General features: G+C 32.8%; 17 protein-coding genes. 11 read left to right on the top strand and 6 right to left on the bottom strand.

What is annotated here, in order from left to right:
- Window positions 1–35 precede the first annotated feature (35 nt).
- Window positions 36–467, top strand: a complete 432-nt coding sequence (locus ACFELY_RS06205) for an HD domain-containing protein (RefSeq protein WP_375333933.1) — start codon at window positions 36–38, stop codon at window positions 465–467.
- On the opposite strand, the gene ACFELY_RS06200 is transcribed toward ACFELY_RS06205, so the two are convergent.
- The 3 genes from ACFELY_RS06200 to ACFELY_RS06190 form a co-directional block, all read right to left on the bottom strand.
- Window positions 464–667 (bottom strand): hypothetical protein, encoded by a 204-nt coding sequence (locus ACFELY_RS06200; protein ID WP_341759169.1) that lies wholly within the window; start codon window positions 665–667, stop codon window positions 464–466. The two genes, ACFELY_RS06205 and ACFELY_RS06200, sit on opposite strands and share 4 nt — an antisense overlap.
- 169 nt (window positions 668–836) lie before the next feature.
- A complete protein-coding gene (locus ACFELY_RS06195; protein WP_375333932.1) occupies window positions 837–1280 on the bottom strand; it encodes a lysozyme in 444 nt (147 codons plus the stop codon).
- A gap of 22 nt (window positions 1281–1302) precedes the next feature.
- A complete protein-coding gene (locus ACFELY_RS06190; RefSeq protein ID WP_375333931.1) occupies window positions 1303–1953 on the bottom strand; it encodes a hypothetical protein in 651 nt (216 codons plus the stop codon).
- A 620-nt stretch (window positions 1954–2573) separates the two neighbouring features.
- On the opposite strand from ACFELY_RS06190, the gene ACFELY_RS06180 reads away from it, so the two are divergent.
- The 4 genes from ACFELY_RS06180 (at window position 2574) to ACFELY_RS06165 (ending at window position 9849) form a co-directional block, all read left to right on the top strand.
- Window positions 2574–4610, top strand: coding sequence for a hypothetical protein (locus ACFELY_RS06180; protein ID WP_375333930.1), 2037 nt, complete (start codon window positions 2574–2576; stop codon window positions 4608–4610).
- A gap of 167 nt (window positions 4611–4777) precedes the next feature.
- Window positions 4778–5176: a hypothetical protein gene (locus tag ACFELY_RS06175; RefSeq protein ID WP_375333929.1), complete on the top strand. Its 399-nt coding sequence runs from the start codon at window positions 4778–4780 to the stop codon at window positions 5174–5176.
- A 2-nt stretch (window positions 5177–5178) separates the two neighbouring features.
- A complete protein-coding gene (locus ACFELY_RS06170) occupies window positions 5179–7548 on the top strand; it encodes a penicillin-binding protein 1A (protein ID WP_375333928.1) in 2370 nt (789 codons plus the stop codon).
- 141 nt (window positions 7549–7689) lie between these two features.
- Window positions 7690–9849, top strand: a complete 2160-nt coding sequence (locus ACFELY_RS06165) for an autotransporter domain-containing protein (protein ID WP_375333927.1) — start codon at window positions 7690–7692, stop codon at window positions 9847–9849.
- Window positions 9850–9937: 88 nt separating this feature from the next.
- Here the strand turns inward: ACFELY_RS06165 and fmt are convergent, their stop codons facing one another.
- Window positions 9938–10864, bottom strand: a complete 927-nt coding sequence (fmt, locus tag ACFELY_RS06160) for a methionyl-tRNA formyltransferase (RefSeq protein WP_375333926.1) — start codon at window positions 10862–10864, stop codon at window positions 9938–9940.
- Entirely contained in the window at window positions 10861–11388 is a 528-nt protein-coding gene (gene def / locus ACFELY_RS06155) for a peptide deformylase (protein ID WP_341759160.1), read from the bottom strand. The genes fmt and def overlap by 4 nt, the downstream gene beginning before the upstream one ends.
- Before the next feature lie 58 nt (window positions 11389–11446).
- Here def and ACFELY_RS06150 point away from each other — a divergent pair, with 58 nt between their 5' ends.
- The 3 genes from ACFELY_RS06150 to ACFELY_RS06140 are packed head-to-tail and all read left to right on the top strand — an operon-like array spanning window position 11447 to window position 13109.
- A complete protein-coding gene (locus ACFELY_RS06150; protein WP_341759159.1) occupies window positions 11447–11680 on the top strand; it encodes a hypothetical protein in 234 nt (77 codons plus the stop codon).
- A gap of 54 nt (window positions 11681–11734) precedes the next feature.
- On the top strand, window positions 11735–12376 hold the full coding sequence (locus ACFELY_RS06145; RefSeq protein WP_341759158.1) for an exopolysaccharide biosynthesis protein: 642 nt from the start codon (window positions 11735–11737) through the stop codon (window positions 12374–12376).
- Window positions 12377–12389: 13 nt separating this feature from the next.
- Window positions 12390–13109 (top strand): phosphoribosylaminoimidazolesuccinocarboxamide synthase, encoded by a 720-nt coding sequence (locus tag ACFELY_RS06140; protein ID WP_375329836.1) that lies wholly within the window; start codon window positions 12390–12392, stop codon window positions 13107–13109.
- Between the two features lie 250 nt (window positions 13110–13359).
- Here the strand turns inward: ACFELY_RS06140 and ACFELY_RS06135 are convergent, their stop codons facing one another.
- Window positions 13360–14925 (bottom strand): peptidylprolyl isomerase, encoded by a 1566-nt coding sequence (locus tag ACFELY_RS06135; RefSeq protein ID WP_375333925.1) that lies wholly within the window; start codon window positions 14923–14925, stop codon window positions 13360–13362.
- A gap of 77 nt (window positions 14926–15002) precedes the next feature.
- Between ACFELY_RS06135 and ACFELY_RS06130 the strand changes: the two genes are divergently transcribed.
- The 3 genes from ACFELY_RS06130 to kdsA are packed head-to-tail and all read left to right on the top strand — an operon-like array spanning window position 15003 to window position 16889.
- Entirely contained in the window at window positions 15003–15737 is a 735-nt protein-coding gene (locus ACFELY_RS06130) for a triose-phosphate isomerase (protein ID WP_094648919.1), read from the top strand.
- Entirely contained in the window at window positions 15734–16039 is a 306-nt protein-coding gene (gene secG / locus ACFELY_RS06125; protein ID WP_094648920.1) for a preprotein translocase subunit SecG, read from the top strand. Before ACFELY_RS06130 ends, secG begins: the two co-directional genes overlap by 4 nt.
- A 22-nt stretch (window positions 16040–16061) precedes the next feature.
- Complete coding sequence (gene kdsA / locus ACFELY_RS06120) at window positions 16062–16889, top strand: 3-deoxy-8-phosphooctulonate synthase (RefSeq protein ID WP_375333924.1); 828 nt, start codon at window positions 16062–16064, stop codon at window positions 16887–16889.
- The last annotated feature ends 52 nt before the right edge of the window (window positions 16890–16941 follow it).

Here is a 16941-nt window from a genome sequence, read left to right as displayed (position 1 = left end):
TTTAATGTACAATTAAACTATATAGAGAGGTATTTATGGAAGATATTGCCAATTGGCAGGCAAAGTTTGAGTGTTGTGACTATTCTGATAAGTTACTTAATAAATTGATTTTACTAAACAACAAGGTACCTCATCCAGTAAATATCAAAGAAATTACCAAAGCTATCTATTATGCTAAGAAATATCATGGTAGTCAAATGCGACAATCCGGCGACCCCTATTATTCTCATCCAATAGAAGTAGCTTACATGGTTGCTCAGTATACAACCCAAGAAATTCCCATATTGTTTAAAACTGAGATGATCATTACCAGTTTACTACATGATACTATTGAGGATACAACGCTTACCGAAGAGATGATAGCTCGAATTTTTGGTAGTCAATTTGCTAGCCAAGTGGAAGCTCTAACAAGAGTTAAGCCTTACGGCAAGATTAGCTCCAAAGAAACTTTGAATTTATTATCTTAACAAAATAGGTTTGACCTAGAAATAGCATAATGTTTCCTTGCCTGCTCAACAGTTTGGGGCATAGTTTCAGTGGTAGGAGAAGTCTGTTTTACAGTATCATTTACTACAACTTCTTGAGGCTTATTTTTCTTCTTGCTTAAATTGACAATATTTTGATATTGTTCTTGATTTCTCTCTATTTTTATCCTTGCTGCTTTCATTTCTTCATCCTCGTTGCATGATGCTGTTTGTTTATAAAATTCTTACATAAATAGCAGGGCTAGATATGACAGAGGAAGTTTTAGGAAAAATTAAGCGAAAAACCGCAGCATACTAAAGCTTATGTGAGGATTTTGAGCTTAATTTTGACGACAAAATTACCTGTCATATCTAGTTCTGTAAAAATATTTCTCTCTCTACTAATCGCCTTCTTACCAAGCCCTTAAGCTTAACACCACGAGCATAAACCCATTTGGGAAATTCATCGGCAGCTGATAAATATTCACCTCGTAATAGCTTTTGTCTTAAACTGGAAGCTTGGAAAGCACCAGCCCCGCAGTTGAAAACAAATGATATCAAGGCTCCCTCTTGAGAGTAATTGCTGTTATTGGTTGTTTGCATACTCGCGTATTGATATAAATACTTACTTTCATCATTATCAGCCTTAATTTGGATTTCCTCAAGCCTAGCACTATGACCAGTCTTTAAGGCTTTTATTTGCATGTCAATTAATTTAAGTTCATGTTCTTTGTCCTTCTTATCCTTAAGAAAATGCAAAATTTCTGGTAAAAAACTACTGAAAAATCCTAACAAGCCGGATATTAGTGCTAACATATTAATATACTCATTATTACAGTTAAATTATGTTAAAAGTCATCGTTCCACTAATGGGATCGATTACAGTTTTTAACTGTCCAGTAAAACCTACAAATTCAAAGTTAGTCTGATTTTTACCCCTACTATCCCAAGAAACCTCATTTTTACTTAATTGTGTTATTTTGTTATTTAAATTTGTTATTTGATTATTTAAACCATTAATCTCTTGTTGTTTGTAATAAATCTGATTAGTGAAGTTATTAACTTGCGTAGTTAAACTATTAATCTGTACTTGTTTTTGCTCAACTTGTCTAAGTAAATTAGCATTCTCATTTTGTTTTTGACTAACAACGTTATCTCGCGTTACTAGGTGCTGTTCTAATTCAGCTACTTTACTTAGTAAGGCTTCTGTTTCATCTTCTGCCATAATATCCGATAAATGTAAACTAGCTAGTGAGGTTAGGCTTTGGCTTAAGTCTTTACTACTCTCAAGGCTAAGGCTGCTTAGGTTGTCATCACTCTTAACATAGATGATATATTTTAGTTCTCTAATATTGCTAGGAATCCGGTTTATTAGGTTTTTCAGATTATCTCTACCAACTCGACTATCTAAGTTCCAAGGCAGGACAATATAATTACCTTCATCCTCAGAACTCATGGCTATTTTAGTGAAAGGATGTTGCTTGCCCAAATAGAAGCTTAGTGTAGCTTTAGAAAATGTTATAATTTCAGTGTCGCTGCTAGTCTCAATGTGCAGCTCTGCTTTTTCTACCTGATTCGGTATAAAAATCTTATTGCCTAAGTGAATTTATAGTCAATTCAGGAGAATTTGGTGCTAGGAGCGATGGAGTGACGCCTATAAGTTATAGGCAAGCGACGAGCGACAACGTCCCCAACTTCTCATCAATTGACTATAGCAATATCTGGTAAATGATCGCTACTACTTGCATAAACATTTTTCATGACTTTTTTAATATTTTCAATATCTTGTAACTTGTTAAATTTGACAGTAATTTTTTTTCATATAATCCCCTGTAGTATCTGTATTCCAAGGGAATTATTATACCATAAAAAATCACAATTTGCATCATATTTCGTGATATTTTTACATCGCGTTTTCACTAATATAAATTAGTATATTTTAAGATTATAGGTTAAGATTATAAAATAAATTTCTTTATAAAAACAATGCTTGCAATATTAATTATATCTGATAATTTGCACCCAATAAAATCCCGTTTAATACTGCAAGACTGCAAGCAAAGTAGTCTATCCCACTAAAACCATTAACTTTTAACATAGGTAATAGCAATGACAAATTTTAATTCGGAATATTTTAATTCATTTTTAATAGGCAATTGCTTGAATTTTAAGGGCAAAGAACAGATATTGTCTGAGATATTAAGTAATGAGAAAAACTTAAATGAATTTAGTTCATTTATACAAAAGAACTCCCATATTATAGCACTTAACTTAGAAAATTGTAATAGTGATAGTAAAAAAATTAAATTATTAATAAATTTAATAATTAATAGTCATATTACTGATCTAAATATATCAAATTTTGGCATGAATGATGTAGATGCAGAAGCGATAGCTAAAGCTTTGGAGAGCAATAAGACCCTTATTAACCTTAATTTACAGGACAATAGGATAGGGGCTACTGGTGCAAAAGCAATAGCTAACGCTTTGGAGTTCAATAAGACCCTTATTAGCCTTAATTTAAAGAACAATAATATAATGGCTGCTGGTGCAGAAGCAATAGCTAAAGCTTTGGAGTTCAATAAAACCCTTACTCATCTTAATATAGAACACAATGACATAGAGACTAAAGGAGCAGAAGCAATAGCTAAAGTTTTGGAGAGCAATGCTGCCCTTATTAGCCTTAATTTAAAGAACAATAATATAATGGCTGCTGGTGCAGAAGCAATAGCTAAAGCTTTGGAGTTCAATACTACTCTTATTAATCTTAATTTATATGGCAATAATATACATGATGTTGGTGTAGAAGCGATAGTTAAAGCTTTGGAGTTCAATACTACCCTTACTAGCCTTAATTTATATGGCAATCGTATACATGGTGCTGGTGCAAAAGAAATAGCTAAAGCTTTAGTAAAAAACTGTACCCTTACTAGCCTTAATTTAGGCGGCAATTTTATAGATGATGTTGGTGTAGAAGCAATAGCTAAAGCTTTGGAGTTCAATACTACCCTTATTAGTCTTGAGATAGCATGCAATGAAATAAATACTAAAGGAATAGAAGCAATAGCTAAGGTTTTAGATAGCAATCTTACTCTTACTAGTGTTGATCTAGGAACCAATATAGCTGTTGAAGTAAAAGAAGAGATAAACAAGAAACTGCAACGTAATAAAGAAATAAAAGATATTAGTGAAGCATTTAAACCAATCATATCTGAAATAACTCTAGATACTGATGGCACTCCGTTACTGTCTTTGGACAAAGAAGACAGTGAACAAAATAGTTGCTTGAATAAACTCAAGGGATACAGTGAAAAATATGGGGAACTCCTTTTACCTGCGTTAGAACAAAGTATAGCCCAGTCTCTATACCAAGACACAGTACATGTTCACAAAGATGGAATAGAACAATTATCGTTTACTGCCAGATCAAAGCCTCTAACAGAAATAATGCAGACAGTATTGGAACATTTAGGATTCAAGGAAGACAAGATTAATGAATTTAACTCTAAGATAGTAGAAATTATTAGGGAAGTAGAAGAAATGTTTTTAGTAGAGTTGGATATATTGAACAATAATTTGATGAACACAGACGAGATTGATGTTCAAACTAATACATTTGATCTAAAAAAGCCCCTTGAATTTTTGTGCTATCATGAATTTATTGTAGGAGAGGGATTGAAACCTTCATTTGATTCTGACATAAATGTTGAATCACTAAATGATCAACAAAAGGTTGAATTGAAAAATAACCAACAATTAACTGATTTGTATGAAAAACATCCTGAACTCAAGATGCCAGGAACTATCTTGCGTGATTTCCTTAAAAGTGACTCAACTATTTACCTTAATACTGCGAGAGAATTAAAGCAACATACTGATGAACAAACTTTTAAACATAACCTTCAAATACAAAAATTGTTAAATGAGTTTACAATTGAGTTGAATAATATTTCTGCGATAGAATTGCAAGAAAGCTCATTAGCACCTAAACAAAAAGTAAGTCTTGAGGCTCCTTTAGCACAGCATTCTGATAGTCATCTACCAAATATTAGCGAACATACGTCAATCGGCTTAGCTACAGATGACCTGACACCGATTTTAGGAGATAGTTCGTATCATACTACAGATACTGGTTGCATATCGTAACAACAGCCAGCATGGCAAATATATGCTTATCCAATGGTTGGGGTACACCAACCATTGGATAAGCAATGGATTGAAATAACCGGGAATACCAAAAGCCATCAACAATAAATCTTGGTTTTTTAATCAATGTTTGTTAAATTGAAACAATAAAGCTTAATTAGTAACTCATGTATGGATCTACCCAACAATGCAAAAAAAAAATAAAAGGTTTTTTAACATCATCTAAATTAAAAAAACTTGCTAAAGAACAAAAAATGATAATAAGAGAAAGTAAAATTACAGCAAAGTCAGTAACGAAAGCTACTCTTCTTGCATCTGTTAAAGATGAAGGAACCTTATTGGAACTGATGGCATCTTTATTTGAGCAGGATGATATAGATATCACCAAACAATCTCTTCATGCTAAAATAAATCAACCCGCTGTAGGATTTATGAAAGCAGTTTTTGACAAATTATGCGAATTGTTAATAGGAAATTTAGCAAATACCATATCTACTAAATTTAAGGATATATTAATAGTGGATTCTAGTGAAATAAAGCTAAACCTCTATAATAAATTGATATAACGATGTTCAAACTTTTTTACGTATTTTTTAAATTATTTTTAATATTAGGGCTAATAGCTATTAGTGCTTGTATATATTTGTTGTATAATTACTCTAAGGATTTACCGGACTACTCACAACTTGCCGATTATCATCCACCATCGGTAACAAGAGTGTATGCCCAAAATGGAAAATTAATGGAGGAATATGCTTTAGAACGTAGAGTTTTTGTACCTATTAGTAGTGTGCCACGCTCTCTTATAGAGGCTTTTATTTCAGCTGAAGATAAGAATTTCTTTGAACATTCAGGAGTTGATATTATAAGCATAATCAGAGCAGCAATACTAAATATTTCTAATATTGTACACCACCGTAGAGTGGAAGGAGGGTCAACTATTACCCAGCAAGTAGTCAAGAATTTTTTATTAACCTCCGAGGTATCGATAGAACGTAAGATTAAAGAGGCGATTTTATCCTATATGGTCTCAAAAACCTTTACTAAAGATCAAATTTTGGAGCTATATCTTAATCAAACATTTTTTGGTAGGGGAGCCTACGGAGTTGCCATGGCTGCTCAAAATTATTTTAATAAATCTATTGACGATTTAACTCTTGCTGAATCAGCTTTTATTGCTGGGTTACCAAAAGCTCCATCAAATTTTAACCCGGAAAAAAATTATGCCAGGGTAAAAGAGCGTAGAGATTATGTCATTATGAGAATGTTGGAAGATGGTTATATAACGAAAGAAATAGCAAAAGAGGCAATAGATACGGCAATTATTTTACAAAAGCGGGATCGTAGCGAAACCGTTACCGCTGGTTATTATGCTGAGCAAGTACGGGAAGAAGTTATTCGCCGAATTGGCAGTAAAGAATATTTTTATACTGGAGGCTTAACAGTCATTACCTCACTTGATGCTAATATGCAGCAAGCTGCAGAGAATGCTCTTAGAAAAGGTATAAGAGAATATGACAGAAAACATGGTTTTAGAGGAGTTATCACTAATATAGATATAAATAACTGGCAAGATAATTTAAATAAACTAACAAAGCCACCAGCCATTCTAGAATACCAATTGGCAGTAGTATTAAATGTTTCATATAATCAAGCGGAAATTGGTCTTTGCGACTTGAGTAAGTCCAAAATAGCTTTATCAGAAATGAAATGGGCAAAAAATAACCTTAAATCTGCAAAAACTCTTTTGCAGAAAGGTGATGTTATAGTAGTCGAAAAAGTAAATGCTAATTACTCTTTAAGGCAAATTCCTACTGTTAATGGGGCTATTATGGTGATGAATCCTACAACAGGGCAGGTGCTTGCAAGTGTTGGTGGGTATGATTTTGCGGTTAGTAAATTTGATCGTGTTACCCAGGCTTTACGACAACCAGGGTCACTCAGTAAAACTTTCGTTTATCTGGCTGCTTTAGAAAATGCCATCCAGCCAAATAGAATTTTTGAAGATGGTCCAGTAGAGGTTCCACAAGGTCCTGGTATGCCAGTTTGGCGACCAAAAAATTATAAAGGGGATTTTTTGGGTTTAATTACTATGCGTACAGGTCTTGAGAAATCGCGAAACCTTATTACTGTCAGGGTAGCACAATCTATAGGACTAAACAAAGTTGCTGAAATAATCAAGCGATTCGGCATTAATAATGAGCCAAAGAGATTTTATTCTATGGTGCTTGGTTCGCTCGAAACCACGTTAAAAAAAATGATAACTGCTTATGCAATAATTGCCAATTCAGGGAAAAAAGTCACCCCACATTTTGTCGAACTCATTAAAGATCGTAACGGTAAAATAATTTATCGTAGAGACAATAGAGAATGTGAAAATTGTAGTGTATCTGATTCCCAGCTTACTGATAACGTATCACAGCCTATCTTGTCTCAACCAGATTGTCGAATGATTACCGATGAGGCAAGTGATTATCAGATTGTCTCATTTCTTACTGGAGCAGTTGAAAGAGGCACCGCAATGGCTGCAAAAAAACTTGGTAAGATTATAGCTGGTAAAAGCGGTACCACCAATGAGAGTATGGATACTTGGTTTATTGGTTTTACTCCCAAAATAATTGTTGGAACATATATTGGCTATGATACACCAAAAACACTTGGAAAAACTTCCACAGGGTCAAGTGTTGCCTTGCCGATATTTGTTGACTTTATGGAAAAGGCATATTCTGATATCCCTTCACTGGCGTTTAAAATACCAGAATCGATTAAATTATTACCAGTAAATCCACAAACCGGTAAAATTACCTCTTCTGGTAGTATTATGGAAGCATTTAAAACTCATGATATACAGATATTAGATTATCAACAAGAGACCCAAGATAATGATGATTTCCATAATAGCTCACCTGAAAAAGATAATTCTCAGGAGGTATATTAGGCTCTGTGGACAAGATTTGTCTAGACAACGGATAATACTATGATACTATTTCAATTATTGCCTGACAGTAACATTTGAGTACTCATTTATTAAATGGAGGTATTCACTAACTGAACGTAATGAATTGGAAGTAATATCAATGTGTCAATATTAGATAAAACTTTTACAGGAATAAAGAAGGTAATTAAATGTCTTATATTGAGTTGTTTTTATGTTAATATACTCTATGTTTCTGTAGTATTAGGTAAACCTCCACATGAATATTTATCAAATGCTTTTAAAAGCGTGCTTAAAAATTTTGAGGAAAACCCTAGAATGCTCATTCCTGGCGGTTCTATGCTATTAATAAATTACGATAAAAGCAAGTCGATTAGTCAAGATACCGAACCTATAGAGCAAATACCACAGCCATTTGTTAATACGCCACCTGCATCAGCAACCGTAAATGTATCTCCAAATAATTTATTAAGAGACTCCTGTGATAATTGCGGAACAGACTTAAGTGATCAAAACACAGATTCTCTTGTTGAAAGGAATGATGTCCCCCATATTTATAAGGAAGTAAACTTAACTATTCATGACAATTGTAAGGTAATAGACTTAGATTATAACACAGATTCTCTTGTTGAGATTAATGATAATTCTGATAATAGTTCGTTAATGGGCTTTAGTGATCATGACACAGATTCTTTTGTTGAGATTAGTGATAATTCTGATAATTTGTTCACATCATTAGATTCTACCAATACCCCAAGAGATTCAGTGATTAGCCAAGATACTGAATATGTAATACCAATTGATAGCCATTCGAATGTTAATACGATGTCACCTCCAGTGGAAGGAGCAGTTCAAGAAGAGCCAATCGTTCAAAAAAGAGCTTCTGTTCTAGTAGCAGCAGGAAGGGCAGATGGAGATGTAAGAGCAGGAATAGTAGGAGAAACAGGAAAAACAGGAGAAGCGGATGTAGATGGAGATGCAAGAACAGGAGGAATAGGAGGAGTGCCACCACCAGAAACAGTTGTTTCAGAAGTAAAAGCTACTCCAGAAGGAGAAGCTACTCCAGAAGGAGAAGCTTCTCCAGAAGTAAAAGCTACTCCAGAAGGAGAAGCTTCTCCAGAAGTAAAAGCTACTCCAGAAGTAAAAGCTACTCCAGAAGTAAAAGCTACTCCAGAAGTAAAAGATACTCCAGAAGTAAAAGATACTCCAGAAGTAAAAGATACTCCAGAAGTAAAAGATACTCCAGAAGGAGAAGCTGCATCTCCACAACCAGAAGTAGCTGTGATTACAACAACTAACACCGATGACATAGCGCTATTACAAAAAGAAATAATAAGAAATATTGCCTTAGCGGTAAATGAAATAGTTATATTGTCTTATGAATTTGCAAATTCAACTATTGATTTAAGATTGGCTAATTTAAGGTACTTAAACAATCTTACCGTCCTTAGCTCTGGCGATGACGTTAATATTGTTCCTAAAAATTTGTGGATTAGTGGCACGATTGGTAAAGCTAAGTATAATGGTAAAAGCATGTTAAATGGGTATACGGGCAAAATTAGTGCGGTAACTATTGGTGAGGATATAGAGTTGCCAAGTGGTAGCATTATTGGGGGAGCTTATAACTATGTTCTCTCGAATTTTAAATATAAGAATCGTATTAACAAAATTGTTGTACATACCCATGTAATGTCGATATATGGTCAAACTAATTTGTCGAAAAAAGTAATATTACAGGGTTTTCTTTCTCTTGCTTTGGGTAATGTTTCTACAAAATTATCAGCGTATAATCAGCTAGTTAAAGCTAAATTTGCTGATACTTCATATAGTAGCAAAGCAATAATTGCTTATAATTCAAGGATTAGCAGAGTATTAATTGTCCCATATATTGGGTTTAAATATGGAAGATATAATATTGCTAGATATAATGCAAGTTTTAAAACACAAAGCCTATTAGTTGCAGCTAGTAATGGCAGAAGAACTTCTGGGCTTATAGGGTTTGGAGTAATTATGCCAATGAATGTTAATAATACTAGCCAGATGGTTCCTGGGCTATATATGGAAGTCGAAAAGTTTTTGCATAACAAACAAAAAAATCTGCATATGCGGATAGAGTTAGATCGATCTAACAATAGGGAGGAAGTATTATTACTTGAAGAAGCGGCTAAATACCAGTATAAAATTGGCGGAACTATTACTATAAAATGTCAACTAGCAGAAATTATGGCAGCATATGAATATTTAGTTTTTAATAATAAATATTCCCAACATCAAGGTTCGCTAAAATTAAAATTATTGTTCTAAGATTAGTAACAGAAGGGGGTACATATAAGAATTTACCGTTTTTTAAAAGAATTCACTTTTGATTATATGAAGGTTGCACCTCAGATATTTAATAGCAAGGTAGTCTAATTATAGGGCTTTGTAATCCACGCATAAATTCTTCTGCGTTTAAGATTTTTCTTCCTTCTTGCTGTAATTTCTGGATGATCAAAGTACCTTTACCACAAGCTACCCCCAAAACACTATTATCATTAACTACGGTACCAGGTGGCAAATTAATATCCAAATCGTTATAATACGCTTCTAGAATCTTTATAACTTTACCTCTATATTCAAAATATACACCAGGCCAAGGATTCATACCTCGAATTTTACAATCTATTTTGTAGGCAGTCTCACACCAATCTATCTTCCCTTCTTCTTTCTTAAGTTTATGAGCATAAGTTACCCCATTCTTATCCTGGATAATTTTTGGTAAATTATCAATATTATCTAAGGTTTTAATCAATAAATCTGCTCCTATTTTTGCACATTGGTCATGCAAAATTGGTAAAGTTATTCTAGGAGAAAGTGACAATGAATGCTGCAATATAATATCACCAGTATCCAGCCCTTCATCCATCTGCATTATACATACAGAAGTTTCTAAATCACCTTCTATAATAGTACGCTGTAATGGAGCGGCCCCCCTATGACGCGGCAAACTTGACGGATGAATATTAAGACATCCATATTTTTTAGCTTGTAGGATAACTGTTGGTATTAAAAACCCATAAGCAACTACCACTATTATATCCGCCTCAATTGAATTAATTAAATGGGTTATCTCTTCGGTTCTCAAGGTCTTAGGAGTATAAGTTGCAATATTATATTCTGATGCCAAGAGATGTACAGGCGATGCTACCTCATTTAGCCCTCTCCCTTTAGATTTTGCAGCTTGAGTAAATACGCCAACCACCTGGTGGTCGTTGTTGTTAATTAACTCCCTAAGAGCAGGCACGGCAAATTCTGGCGTACCCATAAAAATTACTTTCATAAATTATTATTTTTTAGCTTTTTTAATTTACGTAATGCTATATCCTTTTTTATATTACTCAAATAATCAACTAACAACTTACCGTCTAAATGATCCATCTCATGTTGAATAACCCTAGCAAGCCAACCATCAGCTTTTAATTCTTGCTGTCTATTATTATAATCTAAGAATCTTATACTTATAGATTCAGACCTTGCTATCTCAATTTGCTGTTCCGGTAAAGATAAACACCCTTCTAATGCTACAACTAACTCTTTAGATTTATCTATTATTTCTGGGTCTACAATAAATAACGGATAAAAACCCTCCACTCTTTCTGTATCATCACTATTCTGTAAGTCAACCACTAATATACGCTTAACTATTCCGATCTGAATTGCTGCAAGTCCTACCCCATGATCATGATACATGGTTTCAACCATATCATCCATCAACTTTCTTATAGTATCATTGACTGTGCCTACGGGCAAAGATTTTTGTTTTAATCTTGAATCCGGAGCAGTCACAATAGGTAACACAGACATAATTTTTAAACCACATAATTAGTTATAGTCAATTCAGAAAAATTTGGGGCTAGGAGTGATGCCTATAAGTAATAGGCGAGCGACGAGTAACGACGTCACCAATTTCTCATCAATCGACTATATCACGACCTCTTTCTTCAGAATAGCATATTTTATCATTTTTTGCATCTCTGCAAAGCTTGACAATTATAAAAAATATTCTTTGCTAAATCTATTCCAATTGTGTTACATTTCAGCTATAGCTTTTCAGAATTTAGGAAAACCATTGATGGGATTATTTTTTGATTATTAATTGTTTCCTAATAATCTAAAATTATAGTATAACTTACAAAAAATTTAAGTGAATATGTTTAATATTACTGCAAAAAATAAACAACTAGATAGAGCTAAGGTATCTAGTATTTTTTGTAAACTAGGACAAAAAGAAAAGAAAAAAAAGACTAAAATCAGTGAATTATTAATTGACTTTCATGAAAATGGTCTTCTATTAATGATGCTTTTCTTTGCCATACCAATTGCAATTCCTTTACCGTATCCTCCGGGTTTTACTACTATAGTAGGGATACCATTAATCATTTTATCTATGCAGATGTTGCTTGGTTTTAGACAGGTTTTTTTACCATCTAAAATTAACAATTATCAAATTAGCAATGATATACTTATCAATATAAGTAACAAGATTGTGCCAAAAATTAAATTGGTAGAAAGATATATACGACCAAGATATAGTTTTGCATCTTCTATATATTGCGAACAATTTATTGGTTTAATATCGTTGATTTGTGCTATTACCATATCAATACCTTTACCTTTAACCAATGCTGTGCCTGCACTTGGTATTACTATAATGACATTAGGTCTTTTAAATCGAGATGGATTAACTATATTTTTGGGGTTTATAGTCTCTATAGTTGGTCTTATTATAGCTGTTATAGCAATTGCTGCTAGCTGGATTAGCATAAAATATTTATTTAATCTATTTTTCTAACGTTATTCTTCTAATGAAACAAAAATTATATCAAGGATCAAGTAAAGTTCTTTATCAGTCACAAGAAGATTTTGCTTTTATTATGTCCTTTACTGACAAAATTACTTTAGAAAATGGTGAGATTTTTGATATTTCAGGTAAAGGGGTGCTGAATAATAATATTTCATCCTTTATAATGAGTAAGCTCGATATGGTGGGGATAGAGAACCATTTAATTGAAAAAATGAATATGCGTGAACAATTAATACAGTCTGTGGATATTTTCCCCATTCAAATATTGATTTCTACAGTAGCATGTGGCAGGTTTGTAAAAGAGTTCTCTATGGAAGAAGGATATGTATTCGATCACCCAATTATCGATTTCAGAGTTAGAAGTAGAGAATTAAAGCATCCTATAATTAATGAACATCAAATACTGAATTTTGGTTGGTTAAATAAGCAAGAAATTGATGCAGTGAAACATCAGACCATCAGAATACATGATTTTTTAAGTGGATTATTTGCAGGTATTGGAATAAGACTTGTTGAATGCAGACTAGAATTTGGTAGAGTGTTCAATGGTGAAGAATTTATGGTAATGTTGGCAGATGAAATCAGCCCTGATAATTGTCGTTTATGGAATATGAGTAATAATGAGAAGCTTGGAGCAGAAATGATTGCCACTGATCCAGAAAAAGCTATTAAATCTTATCAGGCAATAGCTGAATTATTAAAAGATAAAACTTATAGCTAATCCTATATTCAAAGATAATTAGTATTAGTTCCCTCTACTAAATGTAAATTATCAATAGACTTCTTTAGCAACTTAAACAACATTTATGTGATTTTATCAATGCCTACAATCTTGCAAAAAGACTTAAAGCTTTTAAAGGTTTAACTCCTTATGAATTTATCTTTTTGAGTCCACTATAACCTCTTTGATTTATATTAGGTTCTAATATGATAGTGCAAATTTCTTTAGGCGGAAAATTAATTAAAAATGTTTACGATCCCACCTGTTTCATTTTGTTTTTCTTGATAGCATAGCTAATCAGCTCATCAATAATATTGTTTTGTATGCCACTTGCAATATCCTTCTCATTTTTTTTCTGAATTTCCTGGTTTTTTTTCTTATCAATTTTCTTTGATTTTATATAAGCAAAATACGCCTTATCTTTTGACTGAAAAACTGGAGTATTGGAGCCAATATTAGTCCGGAAAATTGCTGATAATAATTCTACTGGTAGCTGATGATTATTATGAATTTCAGACCTAGAAAAAGCTGTAGATTGGCTAGTAATAACTTTCAAAAATTCTTTATTCTTAGTTGGGGTGTACTCTTTAGCAATAGTTTCTATGGTTTTTAAATTTAGACCTTTTAAATATTGTTCATTCCATAGTTTTTGCACTTGCTCTTTAACTACCGAGAATTCTTGCACTTTGCTTGGTTGAATAGACTTAATCTCAACCAATATAAAAGCTCCTTTTTCAGTTAATTCTATTGGATATGATAATTCCCCTTCTGCAAGATCGAAAATACTGTCTGCATTTTGGGCAATATCAATTTTATTAACTGCTAAACCCTGATAACTTATAGACTCTAAATTTTGTATAGGCAATTCATATTTCCCAGCAATTTCTATTAAACTTGAGCCAGATGCAACGTCATCTTCTAGATTTTTAATCATTAATAGTTTCAATTCTTCTGCTTTTTGTTGTTGCAGTAATTCATTAACTTGTTTTTTGACCTCGCTAAACTTTTTATTAGCAAATTCTTCTTTGTTGTCCTGATAAAAATTTAATAACTCCTTATCATTATTATGAATTTTTTGGCATAACATTTCACTTGATATTTTTACATAAGACAAATTACGTTTTTCCGGTACTTCAAACAATGTTAGGTTATTTTGGTATAAATCTTCTAATTGCGATGTGGTTGGAGGAGTTATTACTAAGTCTTTAGATTGACGTTGTAGATCAATTTGTACAAGTTCTACATCTCTTGTTTCAGCTATGTAATCTACAATATTTTTGACCATTATCTTTGGTGTAGGAAATGATTCTATAAAAATACTAATTAGAAGATTCTTTAAAGTATGTTCTTTAATGTCAGACAAATAATCTTCTTCATTAATGTAAGAATTTTTTAAAAAACCTTTAAATCGCTCTATGTCAAATAGACCTTGTTCATTTTTAAAATTAGGATTTTCCTTAATTAACTCGATCACAGTATCATCAGTTAAATCTAAATTATAATAGCTAACTAAATAGTTGATAATACGGTTATTGATAAGTTTTTTAATAATAAAATTATCAATATTTAACTGTTTTATATCTTCTTCACTAAGATTTGTGCCACTTTGTCTTTGAATAGCCCGAATTTGTTCGGCTTTTTCTTTTAGAAAATCTTCTTGACTAATATTATTTGCATCAGAAAAGGTAATCAAATCAAAATTATTGCTAGTATGTAATACATCTTTAATTCCCCATCCAACAAAGGCGAAGGCAATTACGCCAAGTAGAATACGCATTACAAAACTATCAGCAGCGTTTCTAATATTATTTAACATAAATATAAAATTTTTCTTCTTTAAGTGTTTATAATACACTAAAATAGTTCGTCCACTAATATCTGCAAGTAATTTTTATGAAAAAACTTATTATTGTTAATTGGAAAATGCATATGAGCTTAGATGAGGCATTTAAATTTTGTACTAAGCTTACAGAACAACAGTATAATAATCAGCTTATTATAGCTCCTCCTGTTCCTTATCTTGCTTATCTATCTGACAAATTCAAATTTTTAGAGTTTTGTGGACAAAATGTCAGTCGATTTGTAGGGCAGGGGAGTTACACTGGAGAATATTCTAGCTTACTATTAAAACTGAGTAAAATTAATTACTCTATTGTTGGTCATAGTGAACGAAGAAATTTCTTACAAGAATCTAATGCATTAATAAGACAAAAAGCAGAAAATTGTTTGGAGTCTCAAGTCACCCCTATTATTTGTATTGGAGAGGATTTAGCTATACGACAAAACAATAATTATAAAGATTTTTTATTAAAGCAGTTAGAGGAATCTTTACCAAATATAGTAGGTGAACAAAATTTAATAGTAGCATATGAACCAATTTGGGCTATAGGAACAGGAATTACTCCTGGACAAGAACAATTAACAGAAATATTTGATGCTCTTAATTATTATCTCAAGCAAAGGCAAGTTGCAAATAATATCAGCTTAGTATATGGTGGATCTGTAAATTTAGATAATATAGAAAAGATATTAAGTATACAGAATATTGATGGGGTTATGGTTGGCAAATCCTCACTTGATTATCAAATGCTAGTTCAAATGTTAAATTATAGGGTTTTTAAAAAATGATAAATATATTACTTTTTGTTCATATTGTGATAGCAATATTGCTAATTATTGTAATTTTGATGCAAAAGACTGGTAGTGATGGATTAAGTGGTATTGGTGGTGGTAATGGGACTATGGGTGTTGTTGCAGGTCGGACGGTGGTTAATTTCTTGACTAGAACTACGGTAGTACTTGCCACGTTATTTATGATTAACGCTGTTATTCTGGCTAATCTGTCTTCTAAGAAGAATTCGGGAATAATTAAGAAAATAGAGCAAGTTGATGATAAGCAACAAGAATCTAGCTTGCCTATTGCGAAATAGAATTTAAGGAGCCACTGTACTTATGCAAAAAATAATTGACTTACATAATATCAAAATTGGCAATGCTCTACCATTTATTTTGATTGCTGGTCCATGCCAAATAGAAACTCTAGATCATGCACTATTTATGGCAGACAAGCTTGTGACTCTTACGGCTAAACTTAACATACCATTTATTTACAAATCATCATTTGACAAAGCAAATAGAACTTCAATTAATGGTCTTCGTGGTAGTGGGCTTGACAAAGGGCTAGAAATTTTGTATAAGGTAAAATCAACCTTTAATTGTCACATTCTTACCGATGTTCATACAGAGGGTCAATGTGCCAGGGTTGCTGAAATTGTTGATATAATCCAAATTCCCGCTTTTTTATGTAGACAAACAGATTTATTGCGGGCTGCCGCACTGACCAATAAGGTAGTTAATGTGAAAAAAGGACAATTTCTTGCTCCTTGGGATATGAAGAATGTCCATGCTAAGCTGGAAAGCTTTGGGGCTAAGAATATCATGCTTACCGAGCGGGGAGTATGTTTTGGTTACAACACATTAGTATCAGATATGCGTAGTTTGCCAATTATGGCAGAAACTGGAGCTCCAGTAATTTTCGATGCAACCCATTCGGTTCAGCAGCCAGGTGGTATAGGCAATAGTAGTGGTGGCGAGAGGAAATATGTTGAAATACTGGCAAGAGCAGCTGTTAGCGTTGGAGTCGCTGGTGTTTTTATGGAAGTTCATCAAGAGCCAGATAATGCTCCAAGTGACGGCCCTTGTATGATTAAGCTGTCTGATTTAGAACCTATATTATCTAGATTGAAGAGATATGATGATATAACTAAAACGTCTACATAATACTAACTATAGAATCGTGAGTGTTCACGGAAAAAAGGTTAAAGTACAAGAC

Source organism: Candidatus Tisiphia endosymbiont of Xenochironomus xenolabis, assembly GCF_964264705.1.
Lineage (GTDB): Bacteria > Pseudomonadota > Alphaproteobacteria > Rickettsiales > Rickettsiaceae > Tisiphia.
Note: the sequence above shows the minus strand (reverse complement) of the source record. Positions and strands in the feature narration are given on the sequence as shown.

Coding starts and splice junctions, on each gene's coding strand:
- ACFELY_RS06205 (WP_375333933.1), top strand. CDS start 36: ATGGAAGATATTGCCAATTGGCAGGCAAAGTTTGAGTGTTGTGACTAT.
- ACFELY_RS06200 (WP_341759169.1), bottom strand. CDS start 667: ATGAAAGCAGCAAGGATAAAAATAGAGAGAAATCAAGAACAATATCAA.
- ACFELY_RS06195 (WP_375333932.1), bottom strand. CDS start 1,280: ATGTTAGCACTAATATCCGGCTTGTTAGGATTTTTCAGTAGTTTTTTA.
- ACFELY_RS06180 (WP_375333930.1), top strand. CDS start 2,574: ATGACAAATTTTAATTCGGAATATTTTAATTCATTTTTAATAGGCAAT.
- ACFELY_RS06175 (WP_375333929.1), top strand. CDS start 4,778: ATGTATGGATCTACCCAACAATGCAAAAAAAAAATAAAAGGTTTTTTA.
- ACFELY_RS06170 (WP_375333928.1), top strand. CDS start 5,179: ATGTTCAAACTTTTTTACGTATTTTTTAAATTATTTTTAATATTAGGG.
- fmt (WP_375333926.1), bottom strand. CDS start 10,864: ATGAAAGTAATTTTTATGGGTACGCCAGAATTTGCCGTGCCTGCTCTT.
- def (WP_341759160.1), bottom strand. CDS start 11,388: ATGTCTGTGTTACCTATTGTGACTGCTCCGGATTCAAGATTAAAACAA.
- ACFELY_RS06150 (WP_341759159.1), top strand. CDS start 11,447: ATGCCTATAAGTAATAGGCGAGCGACGAGTAACGACGTCACCAATTTC.
- ACFELY_RS06145 (WP_341759158.1), top strand. CDS start 11,735: ATGTTTAATATTACTGCAAAAAATAAACAACTAGATAGAGCTAAGGTA.
- ACFELY_RS06140 (WP_375329836.1), top strand. CDS start 12,390: ATGAAACAAAAATTATATCAAGGATCAAGTAAAGTTCTTTATCAGTCA.
- ACFELY_RS06135 (WP_375333925.1), bottom strand. CDS start 14,925: ATGTTAAATAATATTAGAAACGCTGCTGATAGTTTTGTAATGCGTATT.
- ACFELY_RS06130 (WP_094648919.1), top strand. CDS start 15,003: ATGAAAAAACTTATTATTGTTAATTGGAAAATGCATATGAGCTTAGAT.
- secG (WP_094648920.1), top strand. CDS start 15,734: ATGATAAATATATTACTTTTTGTTCATATTGTGATAGCAATATTGCTA.
- kdsA (WP_375333924.1), top strand. CDS start 16,062: ATGCAAAAAATAATTGACTTACATAATATCAAAATTGGCAATGCTCTA.